15 protein-coding genes are annotated in these 16,174 nt (G+C 46.0%); 6 read left to right on the top strand and 9 right to left on the bottom strand.

The genetic code is table 11. The annotated features are described in order from the left end of the window. Positions 1-75: 75 nt before the first annotated feature. Entirely contained in the window at positions 76-1,185 is a 1,110-nt protein-coding gene (gene bchI / locus AC5JL3_RS32720; protein ID WP_496078481.1) for a magnesium chelatase ATPase subunit I, read from the bottom strand. A 198-nt stretch (positions 1,186-1,383) separates the two neighbouring features. Next, positions 1,384-2,385 (bottom strand): hypothetical protein, encoded by a 1,002-nt coding sequence (locus AC5JL3_RS32715; protein WP_496078431.1) that lies wholly within the window; start codon positions 2,383-2,385, stop codon positions 1,384-1,386. An 86-nt stretch (positions 2,386-2,471) separates the two neighbouring features. Between AC5JL3_RS32715 and AC5JL3_RS32710 the strand changes: the two genes are divergently transcribed. The 3 genes from AC5JL3_RS32710 (at position 2,472) to AC5JL3_RS32700 (ending at position 5,804) form a co-directional block, all read left to right on the top strand. Next, positions 2,472-3,032 (top strand): hypothetical protein, encoded by a 561-nt coding sequence (locus AC5JL3_RS32710; protein WP_496078430.1) that lies wholly within the window; start codon positions 2,472-2,474, stop codon positions 3,030-3,032. A gap of 202 nt (positions 3,033-3,234) precedes the next feature. Then, a complete protein-coding gene (locus AC5JL3_RS32705) occupies positions 3,235-4,338 on the top strand; it encodes a tocopherol cyclase family protein (RefSeq protein ID WP_496078429.1) in 1,104 nt (367 codons plus the stop codon). Between the two features lie 854 nt (positions 4,339-5,192). Further along, a complete protein-coding gene (locus AC5JL3_RS32700; protein ID WP_192217740.1) occupies positions 5,193-5,804 on the top strand; it encodes a YdcF family protein in 612 nt (203 codons plus the stop codon). Between the two features lie 111 nt (positions 5,805-5,915). On the opposite strand, the gene AC5JL3_RS32695 is transcribed toward AC5JL3_RS32700, so the two are convergent. Further along, positions 5,916-6,107 carry a DUF1707 domain-containing protein gene (locus AC5JL3_RS32695; protein WP_496078428.1) on the bottom strand — a complete coding sequence of 64 codons (192 nt, stop codon included), beginning with the start codon at positions 6,105-6,107 and terminating at the stop codon, positions 5,916-5,918. A gap of 881 nt (positions 6,108-6,988) precedes the next feature. Between AC5JL3_RS32695 and AC5JL3_RS32690 the strand changes: the two genes are divergently transcribed. Beyond that, positions 6,989-7,570 (top strand): methylmalonic aciduria and homocystinuria type D protein, encoded by a 582-nt coding sequence (locus AC5JL3_RS32690; RefSeq protein WP_192217745.1) that lies wholly within the window; start codon positions 6,989-6,991, stop codon positions 7,568-7,570. Positions 7,571-7,872: 302 nt separating this feature from the next. On the opposite strand, the gene AC5JL3_RS32685 is transcribed toward AC5JL3_RS32690, so the two are convergent. Together AC5JL3_RS32685 and AC5JL3_RS32680 are read right to left on the bottom strand one after the other, a co-directional pair. Beyond that, entirely contained in the window at positions 7,873-8,271 is a 399-nt protein-coding gene (locus tag AC5JL3_RS32685; RefSeq protein WP_496078427.1) for a response regulator, read from the bottom strand. Between the two features lie 318 nt (positions 8,272-8,589). Further along, the gene (locus tag AC5JL3_RS32680) at positions 8,590-9,657 is read right to left on the bottom strand and encodes a potassium channel family protein (protein ID WP_496078426.1); all 1,068 of its coding nucleotides are present in this window, start codon (positions 9,655-9,657) and stop codon (positions 8,590-8,592) included. 382 nt (positions 9,658-10,039) lie between these two features. Here AC5JL3_RS32680 and AC5JL3_RS32675 point away from each other — a divergent pair, with 382 nt between their 5' ends. Further along, positions 10,040-11,323 (top strand): aspartate aminotransferase family protein, encoded by a 1,284-nt coding sequence (locus tag AC5JL3_RS32675; protein WP_496078425.1) that lies wholly within the window; start codon positions 10,040-10,042, stop codon positions 11,321-11,323. Between the two features lie 251 nt (positions 11,324-11,574). On the opposite strand, the gene AC5JL3_RS32670 is transcribed toward AC5JL3_RS32675, so the two are convergent. Both AC5JL3_RS32670 and AC5JL3_RS32665 read right to left on the bottom strand, forming a co-directional pair. Then, positions 11,575-12,279 carry a hypothetical protein gene (locus AC5JL3_RS32670; protein WP_496078424.1) on the bottom strand — a complete coding sequence of 235 codons (705 nt, stop codon included), beginning with the start codon at positions 12,277-12,279 and terminating at the stop codon, positions 11,575-11,577. A 234-nt stretch (positions 12,280-12,513) separates the two neighbouring features. Further along, positions 12,514-13,143: an SH3 domain-containing protein gene (locus AC5JL3_RS32665; RefSeq protein WP_496078423.1), complete on the bottom strand. Its 630-nt coding sequence runs from the start codon at positions 13,141-13,143 to the stop codon at positions 12,514-12,516. A gap of 620 nt (positions 13,144-13,763) precedes the next feature. On the opposite strand from AC5JL3_RS32665, the gene AC5JL3_RS32660 reads away from it, so the two are divergent. Further along, complete coding sequence (locus AC5JL3_RS32660) at positions 13,764-14,375, top strand: (2Fe-2S) ferredoxin domain-containing protein (protein WP_496078422.1); 612 nt, start codon at positions 13,764-13,766, stop codon at positions 14,373-14,375. A gap of 385 nt (positions 14,376-14,760) precedes the next feature. Here the strand turns inward: AC5JL3_RS32660 and AC5JL3_RS32655 are convergent, their stop codons facing one another. After that, positions 14,761-15,252 carry a CAAD domain-containing protein gene (locus tag AC5JL3_RS32655; protein WP_192217752.1) on the bottom strand — a complete coding sequence of 164 codons (492 nt, stop codon included), beginning with the start codon at positions 15,250-15,252 and terminating at the stop codon, positions 14,761-14,763. Between the two features lie 386 nt (positions 15,253-15,638). After that, entirely contained in the window at positions 15,639-16,136 is a 498-nt protein-coding gene (locus AC5JL3_RS32650) for a DUF29 domain-containing protein (protein WP_496078421.1), read from the bottom strand. Positions 16,137-16,174 lie beyond the last annotated feature (38 nt).

Below are 16,174 nucleotides of genomic sequence, written 5' to 3'. Positions count from 1 at the left end.
ATAAACTTTGGGAGTTTTCCACTTATCACCTCATCACCCAACCAGTCCCTTATTGAGGGCATTTATGTTGCTAGGTCAACGGATGCCATTGCTTGCAGCTACTGTACTCTCCTCTGAAGAGGGTTCCAAACCAAAGATGCGGCTGAAGGTTTTTTCTACCTTGTAGCCTGAGTCAATGGACTCTAAGGGGTCTTTGCGTAGGCGATGACGCAGACATAAGGTGATGACGCGGCGGATATCATCAACGGTGACTTCGTTGCGTCCTTCAAACGCAGCTAGTGCTTTCGCAGCGCGGTTGGTGACAATATCACCTCGCAGTCCATCAACATCGAGTTCTGAACAGACTTGAGAGATTTTCACTCGTTGCTCATAGTCCATTTCGACAGAAGGAAGTTTCTCTTGCGCCATTACTAGCTGTTTTTGCATGGCTTCTTGAGCAGTTTGGTGGTTTTCGAGGAATTCTTGAGGGTTTTGGTCGAAAGCGGCTCGTTGCTCGACGATTTCTACACGCATTGCTGGCTCTTTTACCGTGCGGATTTCTGCGTGCATTCCGAAACGGTCAAGGAGTTGCGGTCGCAGTTCGCCTTCTTCCGGGTTGCCGGAACCGACTAGAACAAAGCGTGCGGGGTGGCGAATCGAAATTCCTTCTCGTTCAACGGTATTCCAACCACTAGCGGCGGAGTCGAGGAGGACATCGACTAGGTGGTCATCGAGTAGGTTAACTTCGTCTACATAGAGGATGCCACGATTTGCTTTGGCAAGGAGTCCGGGTTCAAAGGCTTTTACGCCTTCGGATAACGCTTTTTCGATGTCAATCGTGCCGCAAACTCGGTCTTCGGTTGCCCCCAAGGGTAGGTCAACCATCGGGACTTTTTTCTGGACGGTCAATCGTACCGCCTGCGCTGACCCATCATTATCCATCCAGTCAGGGTCATGGGGGTCACTGTTGAAGGGGTCATCGGCAACGACATCAATTTCTGGCAACAAGTCAGCTAAGGCGCGAATAGTGGTAGATTTGCCTGTACCGCGATCGCCCATTATCATCACCCCACCAATTTTTGGGTCAATCACATTCAAGAGCAGAGCCAGTTTCATTTCTTCCTGACCCACAATTGCAGTGAAAGGAAAAACCAGGCGTCGGGTAGGGGTTTGGGCAGTCGAACTCACTTCAATTACCTGATAAATAATCTTTGATCACGACTTTCATTTTGCCATACGGCGACGGTTGAGCTTGAGTTTTCAGGGAATGAGTGTGTTGGGGTTAAGTAGGTCAACTTACAAAAGCGCAACCTAAGACCTAACTCCCCAGCCTCTTTCCCTGTGCTGGAAGGGAGAGAATTGCTCCCCTCTGTTAGATATTTTTCTAGCCGGAAGGAAGTAAAGTTACTTCTGAACTGACCAAACTGGCAGTTGGTTAACTTCTTGGACTGTCAACTCGACATACGTTACACCCTTGGCTGCCAGATTCTCACCAAAATAGCCTCTAGCACCGTCATGCTCGTGTGAGCCTGTAGTAACCACTGTATAATCACCCTGACGACGGGCTTGATTAATTGGAGAACCAACAGTCCAAAGCCAGCGTGAGGGGAAGACAATTTTACCAATATCCTCAATCCAGTCTCGACGACCATGGAGGTGGTAGATATGATCAGCCGCATTAAACCCATCGCTACCAGCAAAGACACCTCCAACAGAAATGACAATGATTTGAGTATCTAACCACCGATCAAGATAAGGCGTAGCACCAAGGGCAACTTGTGCGCCACCACTGGTACCAATCAGAATAATTTTCAAGGGTTGCTCTGGAGAAAGTGGAATAGGATGCGCGGCGTTCATCCGGTCGATAATCGCAGTAGCAATCCCCTGGTTGTAAATCGAACCATAGCGTTCGTCCACGGAAATTGCAAATCGCCAAAGATTGCGGATTTTAATCAAGACATCTGCCATTTCTAGCCACCCCTCTGCCTGATTCGCAAAACGCCACAGAGGAGCTAAAACCCGCCGTCCCCCTAAACTCTCGTTCGCGGCTGAGTAGGGAAAAACATCCGAGACGGCTGCACAGTTAGGGTGAAGCTGAACTAAACGATCTAGAAAAAATTCTTCTCCAGGTGTTAACTGGTTTCCAGAAAAATCACCGACTCCAGGCAGGAAGACGATGTAACAATTAATTGAGCTAGCTTCGGGCTTGGAGCTATTTTTTGTAGGCAATGGCTTCGGACGTTTTTTCTGGAAACCTAAACTCTCTACCTCTTGCTCTAGCCACCACACTAATGTTCCTACAGGCGATAGGGTGCCCCAAATTAGAAGTAATACTCCTCCGAAAGTCAACAATTTTAAACTGCCGCTTCGCAGCCAGAGAAATATTTGCCTAATTAACGTAAGCATTCAATTGTTGAACGTTTGGTTGTCGTTTGCTGGATGAAGTCGTATTCTATCTAGGTTGTGAGTTAATTGTGAGCAGTGGGTAGAGCGTGAGTGGCACAGAGCTAAATGGGAATTTAGGTAAAACACTCTGGAAAGCCCTCATTCTGGATGGAGATTTTTACGAAAAAGCGCCCAATACGCCAAAAAATCAGGGAATTGCGCTAACGATTGTGATTTTAGCAGCAATATCCCATGCTCTAGGGACTGCGCTGATCTTATTGATTAATCGAGCGTCTCTTGGGATACTCGCGATCGCATTGCTGATTGATGGATTGAGTGTGGTAGGAGGATACTACTTTTGGACGTTCAGTATTTGGAAAATTGGGCAGTGGCTCAAACGCCATTCTTTAACCTATAAAGATTTGCTGATTCCGATTGGTTTTGCCTATGCGCCCCAAGTCCTGAATTTTTTAACGTTGATTCCCATGCTAGGACAACCGATTCAGCGAGTATTAGCCGTATGGAGTCTGTTAGCTGTGATTGTGGCAGTCCGCCAAGGGTTAGATATCAGTACCCGCTGGGCGGCGATAATCTGTTTACTGGGTTGGCCGGTTGTTCAGGTAGCGACGGGTTTTGCTCAAGTGTTTGAACGGTTTTTATCCCAATGATGATCATTTGCGGGTTAAATGCGATCGCTACTTCTATAGCGTGTTCAGTTGGATGAGGTACAGCGGGAGGTGTGTGAAACTGGCGTAGACAGCAAGGAAAACAAAAAAGCTGATAGCCGATAGCTGACGACTTTCTGCTATATCCCTTGATAAAAATCATCTCGTAAGAGTTATCGCTCATACTGAAAAAGAGTCAAGCCTGTTGAATATACCCGTGAATCCTCTTTCTACACCCCATAGCGAATATCACTGGGACGGCACTGATGTTCGTTTCTTTGAAGGTTGGTACTACCGCGTTACCTTGCCAGAATGTGGTCAAACCTTTGCCTTCATGTACTCCATTGATGACCCTATTGGTGGTAAATCCTGTAGCGGTGGTGCTGCCCAAATTCTTGGTCCCAATGACGAATACCTCTGGCGTACCTTTCCGAATGTTAACCAGTTCTGGGCATCATCAAAATCCCTAGCGTTGGGACATTGGGGTAAAACTAACTTGACATCTCCACCCCAATACCTTGAGCCAACCAAGTTTGAACAATACATACTCGAAGGCTACCAAGCAACGACGACTTTAAATCAAGGGTGTATTCATGATCCCGCCAGCAATTCGTACTGTCGTTGGCAGTATGAAATCAAGCCTATCTATGGTTGGGCTGATACAGCCGCACCCCAGCAATCAACAGCAGGTTGGCTTTCATATTTACCAATCTTTGAACCCGGATGGCAGATTCTGATGGCGCACGGCTTAGCAACAGGATGGATTGATTGGAATGGCAAGCGCTACGAATTCACCAATGCCCCAGCTTATGGCGAAAAAAATTGGGGTCGTGCCTTTCCTCAAAAGTGGTTCTGGCTCAATTGCAACAGCTTCACTGATGAACCCGATTTAGCCCTCACGGCTGGCGGTGGTAGACGGCAGCTACTCTGGTGGATGGAATCAGCGGCATTAATTGGCATCCATTACCAGGGCAAGTTCTATGAATTCGTCCCCTGGAACTCACAAGTCAGTTGGCAAATACAGCCTTGGGGCAGGTGGCAGATGCAAGCCCAAAATCATGAGTATGAGGTTGAATTGAGTGGAACTACAGACAAACCCGGAATGCCTTTAAGGGCACCAACTGAACAAGGCTTAATTTTCTTTTGCCGCGACACGATGCAAGGACAGTTGAGTTTAGAACTACGACGACGCAACGGCAAATCTAAAACTATCCTGAAGGCACACAGCGATGTCTGTGGGCTAGAAACAGGCGGTAGTCCTTGGCATGAAACCTGGCACGATAGTGCAAAATTTCCTTGGGTTGAATAGGAGTAGGGAGTTATTTAGAGAGAGAAGGATGTCTCTATCTGAGATGCTGGAGAAAACTCTCCCTCTGCACCCCCTGCTACTCTTCTTCCCCTGCTCTGCAAGTTATCAATCTCCACTCTCTATTCCCTCTTGTTGGCTATAATAAGTTGCGTGCATTGGGGCTGTGGCTCAGATGGATAGAGCAAGCGCCTCCTGAAGAATTGGGCACCTTGGAGGAAACTCTAGGAGTGAATGTGGTCAAATTCGGTGAAACCTAAAGAGTGATGAGTAACCCATGACTCAAAGGCAATACCGAGCCAAGCCAGAGTCAGAATGCGATCGCTTGATCGTAAACGTCTGAATCAGGAAGGTTGAGAGACTAGACGGCCACCACCTAAAGGCGACAAGTCTATGGTGAAGGTATAGTCCAGAGAGTGGGGAAACTCACACAAATCTGAAGCGCTAGGTCGCCGGTTCAAATCCGGCCAGTCCCGTTCTTTCACTAATTTAATCAGGATTATCCTGAATAACTCACTCTTCAAGGCTTTTTATCAAGTCCCGAAGGGTGAGTTTCAAGTTTCTACAAATTTATACGGACTGCCAGGGGGTTAAAGAGGAAAGTGTTGAGTACAGAAATTTGACATCTCCTGCATTCATTTGGTGGCAACTGGCAGTACCCTTAGACTGGTATCTTCACTCTAGTAAATGCGATCGCTTTTTCAGCGCTAGCCATAGCGTCCTTACTCAATCCATTTCTCTTTTTTGCTGCTAAACATCGCTGGCAAGATAGAGAAACGGATAGATGAAGCAAAGCTCATGTCTAGCTTATAAGTATAGAAATGGCATCACTCCAACCTTGACTTATCTGTTGATTCATGCTCTTGAGGATTTCTTGCCGTCAGCGGCGATACGTGTTTGCTAAAAATCCACGCTCTAAAGTTAGATTACTGCCCTGGCTGCTGCCTGTAGTAGCGATGTCGCTCATGTGTGGTTACAAGCAAATTGAAAGCTATTTTGTCAGACCCGATGCAATCTTCGTCTTAGGAGGAGCAGAGGAGCGTGAGTTGTATGCTGCTAAATTTGCCCGGACGCACCCAAATCTACCCATCTGGGTATCTTCTGGTAGCCCGGAAGGATATGCCAAGCGAGTGTTTGCCAAGGCAGGAATTGATAAACATCGTGTCCACTTAGACTATCAGGCTGTAGATACGGTAACTAACTTCACCGAATTAGTTGATACATTGCAAGCCGAGGGGATTGATAGCGTCTATTTAATTACCTCTGACGACCACATGCTCCGTGCTCGCGTTATTGGTGAAATTGTCTTCGGTAGTCGAGGAATTGTACTCAAACCGGTGGCGATTCCCTCAGAACGTGAACCTGAACCCATTGAAAAATCGCTACGAGATGGCGCAAGAGCGATTTTATGGCTAACTACGGGTTATACAGGCGCAACGCTCCGAGACGCTTCAGACTTAATTAAGTGAGTGGTTCTGTATCGAGAAGCAATTTGTGGTTGGGTCTGATAGAGTCTAGACACAACCATAAATTAGAGCCTCCTCACAAGCGATTATCAGGAAGAGGTTACTCCTCAACCCTTAAAGCTTCGCCATTCTTAACTCACGGGACTGTTGCTTAACACGACCTTCTATGACGGCTTGCTGCAAGTTAAAAAAAGCGTTTAAGTCATCAATACCGTACTTAGCTTGAAGAAGCTGCCGCAATTTCTCTTCCTCTTCAACCGTCAAGTAACCATTCGAGAGAGCTTGTTGGACAACTTCATAGATCATGGTGTTGCCATAGATAAGTGGACAAAAACTAACAGTAGACGTATCAAGAAAGGCGACGGGAGAGTTCTACATTAGCGACATTAAGGTAAATTATCCGCTCATCTTCTGATTTTGCTCTATCTAAAGGATGACTAAAATCTTGCAATGCTGTATACCAGTCTTGTTTATATTTACCAAGAGCATCTGCCAAGACTTTAACTTCATTGCTAGAGTGGCGATTTCTTTACTAATTTTCAAGCTAAATATGGGTTTTTAGCTACATTTCAGATACCTTTAGTTTGAAAGAAATAATGTTGTATGGCGCTATACACTCCGCTGTCTTTAGGCGATCATTTTACACAATTTTCATTGTCGAAAATTATATGGGTCTGCCTATTGCTTTTCAGGGAATACATTTCCGGCGAGACTTTGCGAATAAAAGTCCTGTAACGACAGAATTTTGGCATCAAGATTTGGAAGATCGCCGAATATTGAAGGTAATTATTTACTTGAGTGATGTTAGCGAGGAGCATGGTCTTTTTGAATATATTCCGAAACCTAGAGTTTCACCTCTATTATCTTGGCTGATCCACTACAAGATTAGGAGGGCTGACAGTAGAATCAGGGTCTAGAACTCCAGCCGTTTCGGTCTAAGCTTTGGGGCAAGGTGGTGGAGAGTATAGACAATGGCGAGGGTTATAGGTTAAACAGGTTCATAGGCAAATGGCTTTCTTTGGTTGCGATCGCTCTACCTAGGAAGCTATTGCAAGATTGATTGGCAACATGAATTCATTGGGAAAAGGTAAAGGGGAAGGATAAGAATCATTTCACCTTTACCCCTTCCCCTAAAATCAATTGAGGATTAGCGATCGCTTTTAGCTCTCCTATACTCACCTTTGATAATGTTTACTATTCAGCCTTCGCAACCTCAAACCTTGCAATTACCCACCGCTTACTGCAACCCCCTTCATCTAGTTACAGACACAGGGCAGGCAGTTGAAATCTCTACTCATCGTCCCAGTCTCTTTATCACTGAAAACTTAGAGCGTGTCTTACCGGGTTGGAATTTACCAGTATTGTGGGTAGTGATTGTTTTGCAGCAAGCTCGATATGAACTGCTGACAACGACTCCTCAAGTGGAGCAAGAGAAAGAGCGGTTGCGAGAACAGTTTATGCGCTTCGGTTTTGATGTGGTATTCAATTTGCGCGATCGCGGCTTTTTGAGTAATTTGATCGATCCTCGGACTGGCTATCCCTTGCTCTCACCCCCAGGAGAAATTCGCCATGATGACACAGCGGCTGTCAAAGCACTCTTAGGCTTACCAGTAATTCGCAATCGCTGCCGTGTTCTAAAACATCCCAGTTGGGGTACAGCCGTTTACCCCAGTACCTTACTAACCTCGGCACCGCCAAAGGTAATAAAGCCTGTACTAAGAAAAGTTGGGTTGCAGCATTGCTGGAAAGAGCTGAAAGCTGATTTGTAATAGACTCAAGAAAGTGACTGGTTTAAAAGGTCACTTAGCTACTATTCTTGTTTAACCGATCAAGGTAAATCTGATGTTAAGGGCGCTCTCTAGTGCAGCGCGGCGGAAATAAATATCCAGTTGGACATTAGCTAAAAGGCTTACTGTACGAGCAATATTGCTTCTGGCTTCTGGCTTCTGCCTCCTGCCTCCTGCCTTCTGCCTTCTTGGATTAGTTCTCTTCCCTTTCATTTAGTAAAAGGTGTGCTGAGTCGGTGATTAGCGGACAAAAAATCTCAGATTCTTACCAAAGTTCTAATGAGCTAACGAGCCTCTTTAAGTTCTACCCGACTTGCTACCTCAGCTATTAACTCATCGGGATTAATCGGCTTGGAGATGTGTAGCTGGAAGCCAGCACCTAGTATCCGAGCCAGCTTCAGTCCCCTCTTAGAATGGGTTACTGCTACGGCAACTAAATGGCGACCTCGTTGTGCCTCATACGCCCGCACCCGCTTGACAAGCTCGTAGCCATCTAGGTCAGGTAGGTTAAGATTGCTCACCAGCACATTGGGCTTATAACGGTCTTGTATGGCTAGTGCTTCTCCAGCCGAAGCGGCTGTTATTACCCTAGCTCCGACATCTTCAAATATAAATTTGAATAACTCCGCACAAGCTCGGTTGTTTTCAACAACAAGTATCCACAAACCTTTGAGACTTTCCATATTTCCAGACTCGGCTAACCGTTAATACTAGGTCTTCAACAAATTTTCACGAGTGCGAATCTCCTCAACATCTCTTGTGAGGAAATAGGCTTCGAGTAATAAGTTTGAATTATTTGTAGTAGTTTTATTTTGATAGGGAGTCAAATAAATGAATTCTTTACAAAGAATTTATAATCTATGGGTAAAAATCTAGATATTGTGAAGAAAGTGAAAAGTTTGCTATGAACCATGAACCAGGCGCTCCTAGTTAGGAAAATAAGAAGCTGATGGCTGATAGCTGAGGGCTAACTGCTATATTTATTCATTGTTCGACGCAAGCTAAATAATCCCTTTAGGAGTACGGGGATGCTTGGAGTATAGGGGACTAAGGATGCGGTTCAGTTCACGTATCTGCTCTGCTGTACCCATGCAGATTAATAAATCTCCTGGCAGAAGTGGGGTGTCACCTGTTGGTCCTGCAATAAGGGTACCCTCAGCACGACGAATCGCGAGTACCAGTGCCCCAGTTTGCGATCGCAATCGTGCCTCTCTTAGGGTTTGTCCCACTATCGGGCAAGCTTGGGGTTCAATAAGAACTTCTTCTAAATAAAACGCTCGATCAGTTCCTGTGAGAATCCCATCCACAAAGTCCATCACTTGAGGTCTAAGCGCTGCTGCTGCCATGCGCCTACCACCAGTGATATAGGGTGAGACAACGGCATCGGCGCCTGCCCGTTGCAGCTTTTTTACAGCTTCTTCGTTACTGGCACGGGCAATTGCCCGGATTTTGGGATTGAGAGTTTTCGCTGAAAGCACGGTGTAGAGATTTTCGGCATCCGAGGGAAGTGCGGCGACGAGACAAATCGATCGCTCAATTCCGACTTTCAGGAGGGTGTCATCCAAAGTGGCATCCCCTTGTACTGCCATATACCCCATTTGCAGAGCTTCCTCAATTTGATCGACTTCGGAGTCGATCGCTATAAACAAGATCCCTTCAGCTTTAAATTCCAAGGCAATCTGCCGCCCTGTACGCCCAAAGCCGCAAAGAATGTAGTGTTCCGTTAAAGTGTCTACCAAGCGTTTGCGTTGCCTCAGTCGCATTCCTTCTTGAAAGTAGCCCTGAATGACCGCTTCTGTAAACCGATTGACGATATAGCCGATGCTGACAACACCCATCAAAATCAGGGAGATTGTAAAAATGCGTCCGCGATCGCCTAGAGGGTTCGTTTCTCCATAGCCAACGGTTGCAAGCGTAATCACCGTCATATATGCCGCGTCTGACCATGACCATCCCTCAACCAACCTGTACCACAAGGTACCAATCAGAGCGACCACAAAAAGCGCGATCGCTCCAGCAATTAGCTCTTTTCGCAAGCGTCGATATTTCTGCTCAAGTGTTGACAGCACCGCTTGTTCTCACTGTGTATCATGGTGGCTCCTGAGAAGTTTCAAGCATACACAATGATCAAATACTTGTGATTTCAGCCTGTAGCGGTAACTACTCAAGAGAGGAGTACTGTGGACATCTTTAACGCTTTTTTGAGACTAGAGCTTCATATTGTCAAGATTTGCTGGAAAAACAATTTCGCAAAGAGGTCTAGGGCTGCCTTTTCCCTAGATAAGATAAAAGACATATGACTCAGGCTGTTAATGAATGTTAAGTAGTAGGACAGACAGACAAGCATTGCATTATCGGCTCTGCTGTTAAGTAGAGCGAAGCTTGAGCCAAACTCATCGAATCCGTTCTCAAAAAAATCATCGTCCAATACTGCAATTAAGGATTAAGTTAGTGAGTCTAGAAACTCTCGTTCAAGATCCCTCCATCCCAGCCGAGTCAACATCAGGTGCGTCTGCTCCCTATGATTTCGCAGACTTTGACGCTAGTGTGATGACGACCTACGGGCGCTTTCCGATCGCTTTAGAACGGGGAGAAGGCTGCCGTGTCTGGGATACCGAGGGACGTGAATATCTCGACTTTGTGGCAGGTATTGCCACTTGTACTTTAGGGCACGCCCACCCTGCTTTGGTCGAAACAGTGACGCAGCAAATCAAAAAACTGCATCATGTCTCTAATCTCTACTACATCCCAGAGCAAGGAAAATTAGCTAAGTGGATTATTGACCATTCTTGTGCCGAGCGAGTATTTTTCTGCAACTCTGGGGCAGAGGCAAACGAAGGAGCAATTAAGCTTGCCCGGAAGTATGCTCACAAGGTATTAGAAATTGACTATCCAGTGATAGTGACGGCTAAAGCTAGTTTCCACGGACGGACACTAGCAACGATTACAGCAACAGGACAGCCGAAGTATCAGAAGGACTTTAACCCCTTGGTGCCTGGGTTCCACTACGTCCCCTACAACGACCTTCGGGCAGTGGAAAATGCGATCGCTGACCTCGACGAGGGCAACCAACGAGTAGCAGCAATTATGTTGGAAGCCTTGCAGGGAGAAGGTGGCGTTCGGCCCGGCGAGTTAGAGTACTTCCAGCAGCTGCGGAAAATCTGTGATGACAATAATATCCTGCTGATTTTAGATGAAGTGCAGGTTGGGATGGGTCGCACTGGCAAGTACTGGGGTTATGAAAATCTGGGAATTGAGCCGGATATCTTTACTAGTGCTAAGGGACTCGCTGGTGGCATTCCAATTGGCGCGATGATGTGTAAAAAGTTCTGTGATGTTTTCCAGGCAGGTGACCATGCCAGCACCTTCGGCGGAAATCCGTTTGCTTGTGCGGCAGCGCTTACTGTTGGTGAGACGCTGGAACGGGAGAACATTCTGCAAAATGTGCAGGAACGTGGTGAACAGTTACGGGCAAGCTTAAGTGCGATCGCATCGAAGTACCCGCAAATCATTTCCGAAGTGCGGGGTTGGGGTCTAATCAATGGGATGGAACTAAATAGCGACATCGAGCTAACTTCAGCAGATATCGTTAAAGCTGTAATGGCAAAAGGCTTGCTGCTGGTACCCGCAGGACCAAAAGTGCTTCGCTTTGTACCACCGCTGATTGTCTCGGCTCAGGAAGTCGATCAAGCTACTCAAGCAGTTGAAAGTGCGATCGCAGAATTAACCTCATAAACACCCAACGCTCTAGAGTACCCTCACGGGTGCCCACTCACTACCGAGGAATCGACTGGGAGCATGTCACCGATGGGAAGCTCTCACCCTAAATCCCTCTCCCCGTGGGAGAGGGACGCATGAAATCTTACTCCCCTTGCTTTCCTTGACATGCTCCCAATCGACTTCCCCCTCTTTTTCCCCTGCCTTCCCTGCTTTCTTGTTCAGCCTCAACTAAAAAGCATCAGCGAGTGAGAAGAAAGTCTGAAACACTAGCGGCAAGCAAATCCCGGCCCAACATTTCCAGTAGGAGAGGCGCCAAATCCAGTAGAAATCCACCCAGTTCTAGGCGATACGATCCTGACCCAGACGCGATTTCCTTCTGCACTGTTGGTCTGACTTTGTATAGGATTTGCCAGCCTGATTGTTGCTCCAGAAGCAACACCGCCACTAGGGTTTGAAGAAGAGGACAGGCTTGGACTTTGACGGACGCTCAAAGCTGTCCTAGTTACGTGGCAGGTGCTTGACGTTGTTGGTGGTGGTGTTGGTTGCGGTGTTGGTTGCGGTGTTGGTTGCGGTGTTGGTTGCGGTGACGGTTGCGTTCCAGTGCAGGCTTTGAGGACTGATGTCTGTACAAATCCTACAGCCGGGGCGCTGACAGCTATCCATCCTTGGCTGTTGCCATTGTCAGCAAGTGTAACCTGTTCATTCGGCGCTAGCGCTCTAACGGCTTGGCTGCCGATTGAAGGCTGACTCCGGATAAAGGTTGACGTATTAACAGCGCGGCATTGTCCCACAAGCCCTTGTGCAAGTTGAACGTTGCCCTCAGGTTGCAACGACAGTGATTCTGATTCTTGAATACTATTAGCGGCTAGGGTACTGGGAACAGCGGTGATGGGTGTATTTACCCCTCCCACAACGCCGAATACCAAAGCCAATAAAGCGGAAGACTTAGCCCAGTGGCTTAGCTTTTTCATGTTGTTCACTCCTCATCTAACCAAAACGTTTTGAGTAGAGACTTCTAGATTAAAAGTCTTACAAGCACTAGGGTCAGGTTGTGCAAGACCTCTAACCAAGTAGCCAAGGCTCATAAATGAACGATTGATACTTGGATAATTAATCTCTACCAAGCCTCATAGTCCCATAGCATACGAAAAAAAGTCAGCACAAATTTAAGAGAAAGCTTGATAGGCACAGAAAGTGCTACTGCACTAAGAGCAAGAAAATCTTGAACCAAGATTTCCTTCAGGGAAGCCACTGGAAACCCAGCCACTTAGGGGCGTGACGATTCTGACCCAGGTACGTCCTGTGCTGTCTACTTGTGACTGTTCAGGATTCGTAAGCTTGACGACTCCCCCAGCAGCGACGCTGCCAATTGGACTTCCTTGAGTCGTGTTAGGGTTGGGACGAATAGACAACGTGACATCTGCTCTACGGCAAGTGTTTGACCCAACGGGAGGATTCCCAGAGCAAGCTTTCAGGTATCTGGCGATTACATATCCATTTGTGGGAGAACTGACTCCTATCCAACCAGCATTGCCACTATCAGCAAGGGTAACGCGAGCGTTTGTTTGTAGAGTTGCAAGCGCTTCACTTCCAGGCGCAACTGAAGCTTGTGAGAAGATATCTATCGTTCGGTTAGCCGCGCGGCATTGTCCTATAAGGTTTTGTGCAAGCTGAACATCACCCTGTGCCTGCAAGGAGAGTGCTTCTGTTTCTTGAACACTATTGGCGGCTAAGTTGCTAGGAACAGCGATAACAGGCGCACTGATTCCCCCGATCAGGCTTAATGTCACAGCCAATATAGTGGGAGACTTACCCCAGGTTCTTATCTTGTTCATACTGTCAACTCCTCATCTAACCAAATGTTTTTTAAGTTGAGACTTCCAGATTCAAAGTCCTACAAGTAGTAGGGTCGAGTTTTCCAAGACCTTTAGCTAAGTAGCCAAGGGTTTTAGATATCTGCCCCTAATCACCTGGCGTTAGTAGGATAATTAATCTCTCGTCAGCCTCTTCGTCCAATAGCATACAAAAAAAAGGTCAGTGCGAATTATGGGAATGATGGGGTTGATACCAAAGGGTTCGCGGATGACCTGAATCGCCTTTTCCTCCTGATCGGAATTAGGTTCGCTTTGTTGTATCTAAACCGTCGTGAATAAACCCGTTGCTTACAGCGCAGTGATTAGGCGATCGCTTTTTGCTAGCTTGAACAATTTCACTTTTTATTTGCAAGGTATATTTTAACGTTTAGCTAGCTTACAGTTTCTCTCAATAAGCTGTGAAGGTAAGAGGGGAGAGCGATACCTGAAGAGTCTTGCCCTTCTCCTCAAAGGGTTAACCAGTCAGGAGTTTATCGCTCAATCCGGACTAGAGATACTAGTTTTCTAAAGTAATATTAAGTTAATAGATGACAGAGATTATCATTTAGGGTTATTTTTAGAGAAAGGTTTAGGAGGTAAGCGTGGGTAACTTAAACAAAGAAGTAGGAGTCTCAAGCTTCAAAATTGAGGGTCGGTTCGTCGGTTTTGTTGGCAATCTTGAAGAAAAGCCAAAACGTCTGCGTGTAGCGACAGCAGAGGGTGAGTGCTATATCAAGCTCTCTAAAGAACTGCGTAGTTCCCTAGGTGACGTTCTCCAACCAGGAGATTGGGTGGAGATTTCTGGAGAACAGAAGCGCAAGTACAAAACTGATGAACTGAAGCTGAAAGCTTATCAGGTAAAAACAACCGATCCTACCAAGCAAGAGAAAGTTTTCCAACCACCCGTCGCTGCACCTAAAACCAAAGCCTGTGTAATGGTTTGCCAAAAGTCTTCTTGCCGTAAGCGAGGCGCTGGGGAAGTTTGTCAGGCGGTAAGTGAATCTATACGCGATCGCGGTTTAGAAGATCAAGTTGCCATTAAAGGTACTGGCTGCATGAAAGAGTGTAAGAAAGGCCCTTGTGTAGTCTTCATGCCCGACAAATCCCGTTACACCGGAGTTGCTCCAAAAGAAGTTTCCACGCTCATTGAAAAGCATTTTGCTGCTAAGCTCACGCCAGAAGCGAGTCAACGACAACTCTCACCTGTAACTTGATACACTAATGCCTATTTAATTAGTGGGTTTTACGGAAAGGAAAAAGGCTATTCCCAGCATATCTTTCACCTTTTTCCTTCTGCCAATAGCTTTATCTTACGAATTCAATATATGGTATTTCAGTGTTCCTTTGACTTAGAAAAAAGCCCCAAAAGGGGCTAACTCTCTAGTCACCGTAATGACTAATTCTCAAAAAAAGCCGATAAGTTCTGCATCTACCTAGCGGCTGTATTTGATTATGTGATTAACTTTCTTTCCTTGAAAGCATCAATAGGTAGCAGCGGACTGCGTGGTGATTGTATCAGTCCGCCCTATTAAGTGATAAATGAAGACATTTGAAGCAAGCACTTGCTTCGTTGAGAAATCGCTCAGGGTTTTAAGAGTATTAGCTCTTAGAGTCCGAGCCGATTACTTCTCCTTTGAGAGATTGAAACTGTGATGATAGCTCTTTGCGTGTTTCAACTTTGAGGAGGTAGCGGTAGACAAACCAGGCTGTGTAGCCAATGCCTACAATCTCAAACATCGGTGATAAGAGTGGAATGTCATTAATGGCATCCAGTACCGCGAGTGTGACTTTAACCGTGATGACTCCTGAGAATAGTAGCGCCAGGGTAATCAGGGGTTGCTGGTAACTGGAAAAGAATCCACCAACATAATCAGGCAGTTTTGATAAAAAATCAGTAACAGGTTGTACCCATTCCTGCCAAACCTGATCTGTTGATGGAGCGGGAGGAGTGTTTATTGTTAGTGCCCCAGGCTGGTCAACACTTACGTCTACTTTAAGCTCTTGGGCTTCTTTATAGGGTTGAGCTTCTGTGGTTGTAGCCTCTTGGGAAGCACTATCGGTATATTCAGATTGTTGCAAGTTGGTTTCCATAGTTCCTCTACTGTTACCTCAGGTAGCACATTTGTTGTTTGAGTTAAGACAGCTTAGTACAATTCATGCTGACTAACTTCTGCCCATATTACCAAAAGTTTTTTAAAGGCTTAATGAAGGCAGAAGGCGAGTGTCGCTAGTCACTAATATGAACAGAGATGATTGTCAAACATCCTCCTAAGGCAGTACATAACTTTAGAGAGTTTAAACATTTAATCCTCGTCCCATCTTACTATTCACCTGCAACCGCTACATGATTCTATGGTGTAGTATCTTAGAACCAGCACGAGTTGCAGGGAAGAGGTAGAGAATAGATGAAAGTGACTCTGTGATCACTACTACAGAGGAATAGATGCCCATCCGCATAACGGAACGGAAGTTCGCCATTATTCCATCACATTATCTGTCGCAGGTTCACCTGGATAAAAGCCATCCCTAAATATTTCTGTCAAAGTATACGAGCAATTCTCTGGGAAGCTTTTTAGCGGCAGGTTTGTTTCTCCTACAGCCAAATCTCTACCACTCTCATATATCTTTTGCAATGCTTCCTCAAGATAGGGCTTAAGGCTAGGATTTTCTTCCAGCAATTCTTGAGTATCGCGACGCTGAACGCGAATCGTCATCAACCAGCTACGGCTTCGTCGTTCTGGTTGATATTCCCATTTTAAAAGATGTCCAATTAAAACCTTTAAGCGATTTCTCAATTCTGCACGTTGTTGTTTTCCCAGCGACTCAATCTCCTCAATTAAATTAGGTAGATCAAGTTTGCTCCATTGCTGATGTCTGAGGAGTTTTGCTTGTTCCTGTATCCAGGCATAGAAGTCAGTCTCATAAAGATTTGGCGTTAAGGCTCCAGGTGTATGGGCGGTTTGTGGCGTTTGCATAAAAAGGTTAAAACCTGGCGATCTTTGCTTTATTCTAA

The organism is Symplocastrum torsivum, from assembly GCF_059505465.1.
The sequence above is the reverse complement of the archived record's forward strand: the minus strand, read 5'-3'. Positions and strand labels throughout refer to the sequence as shown.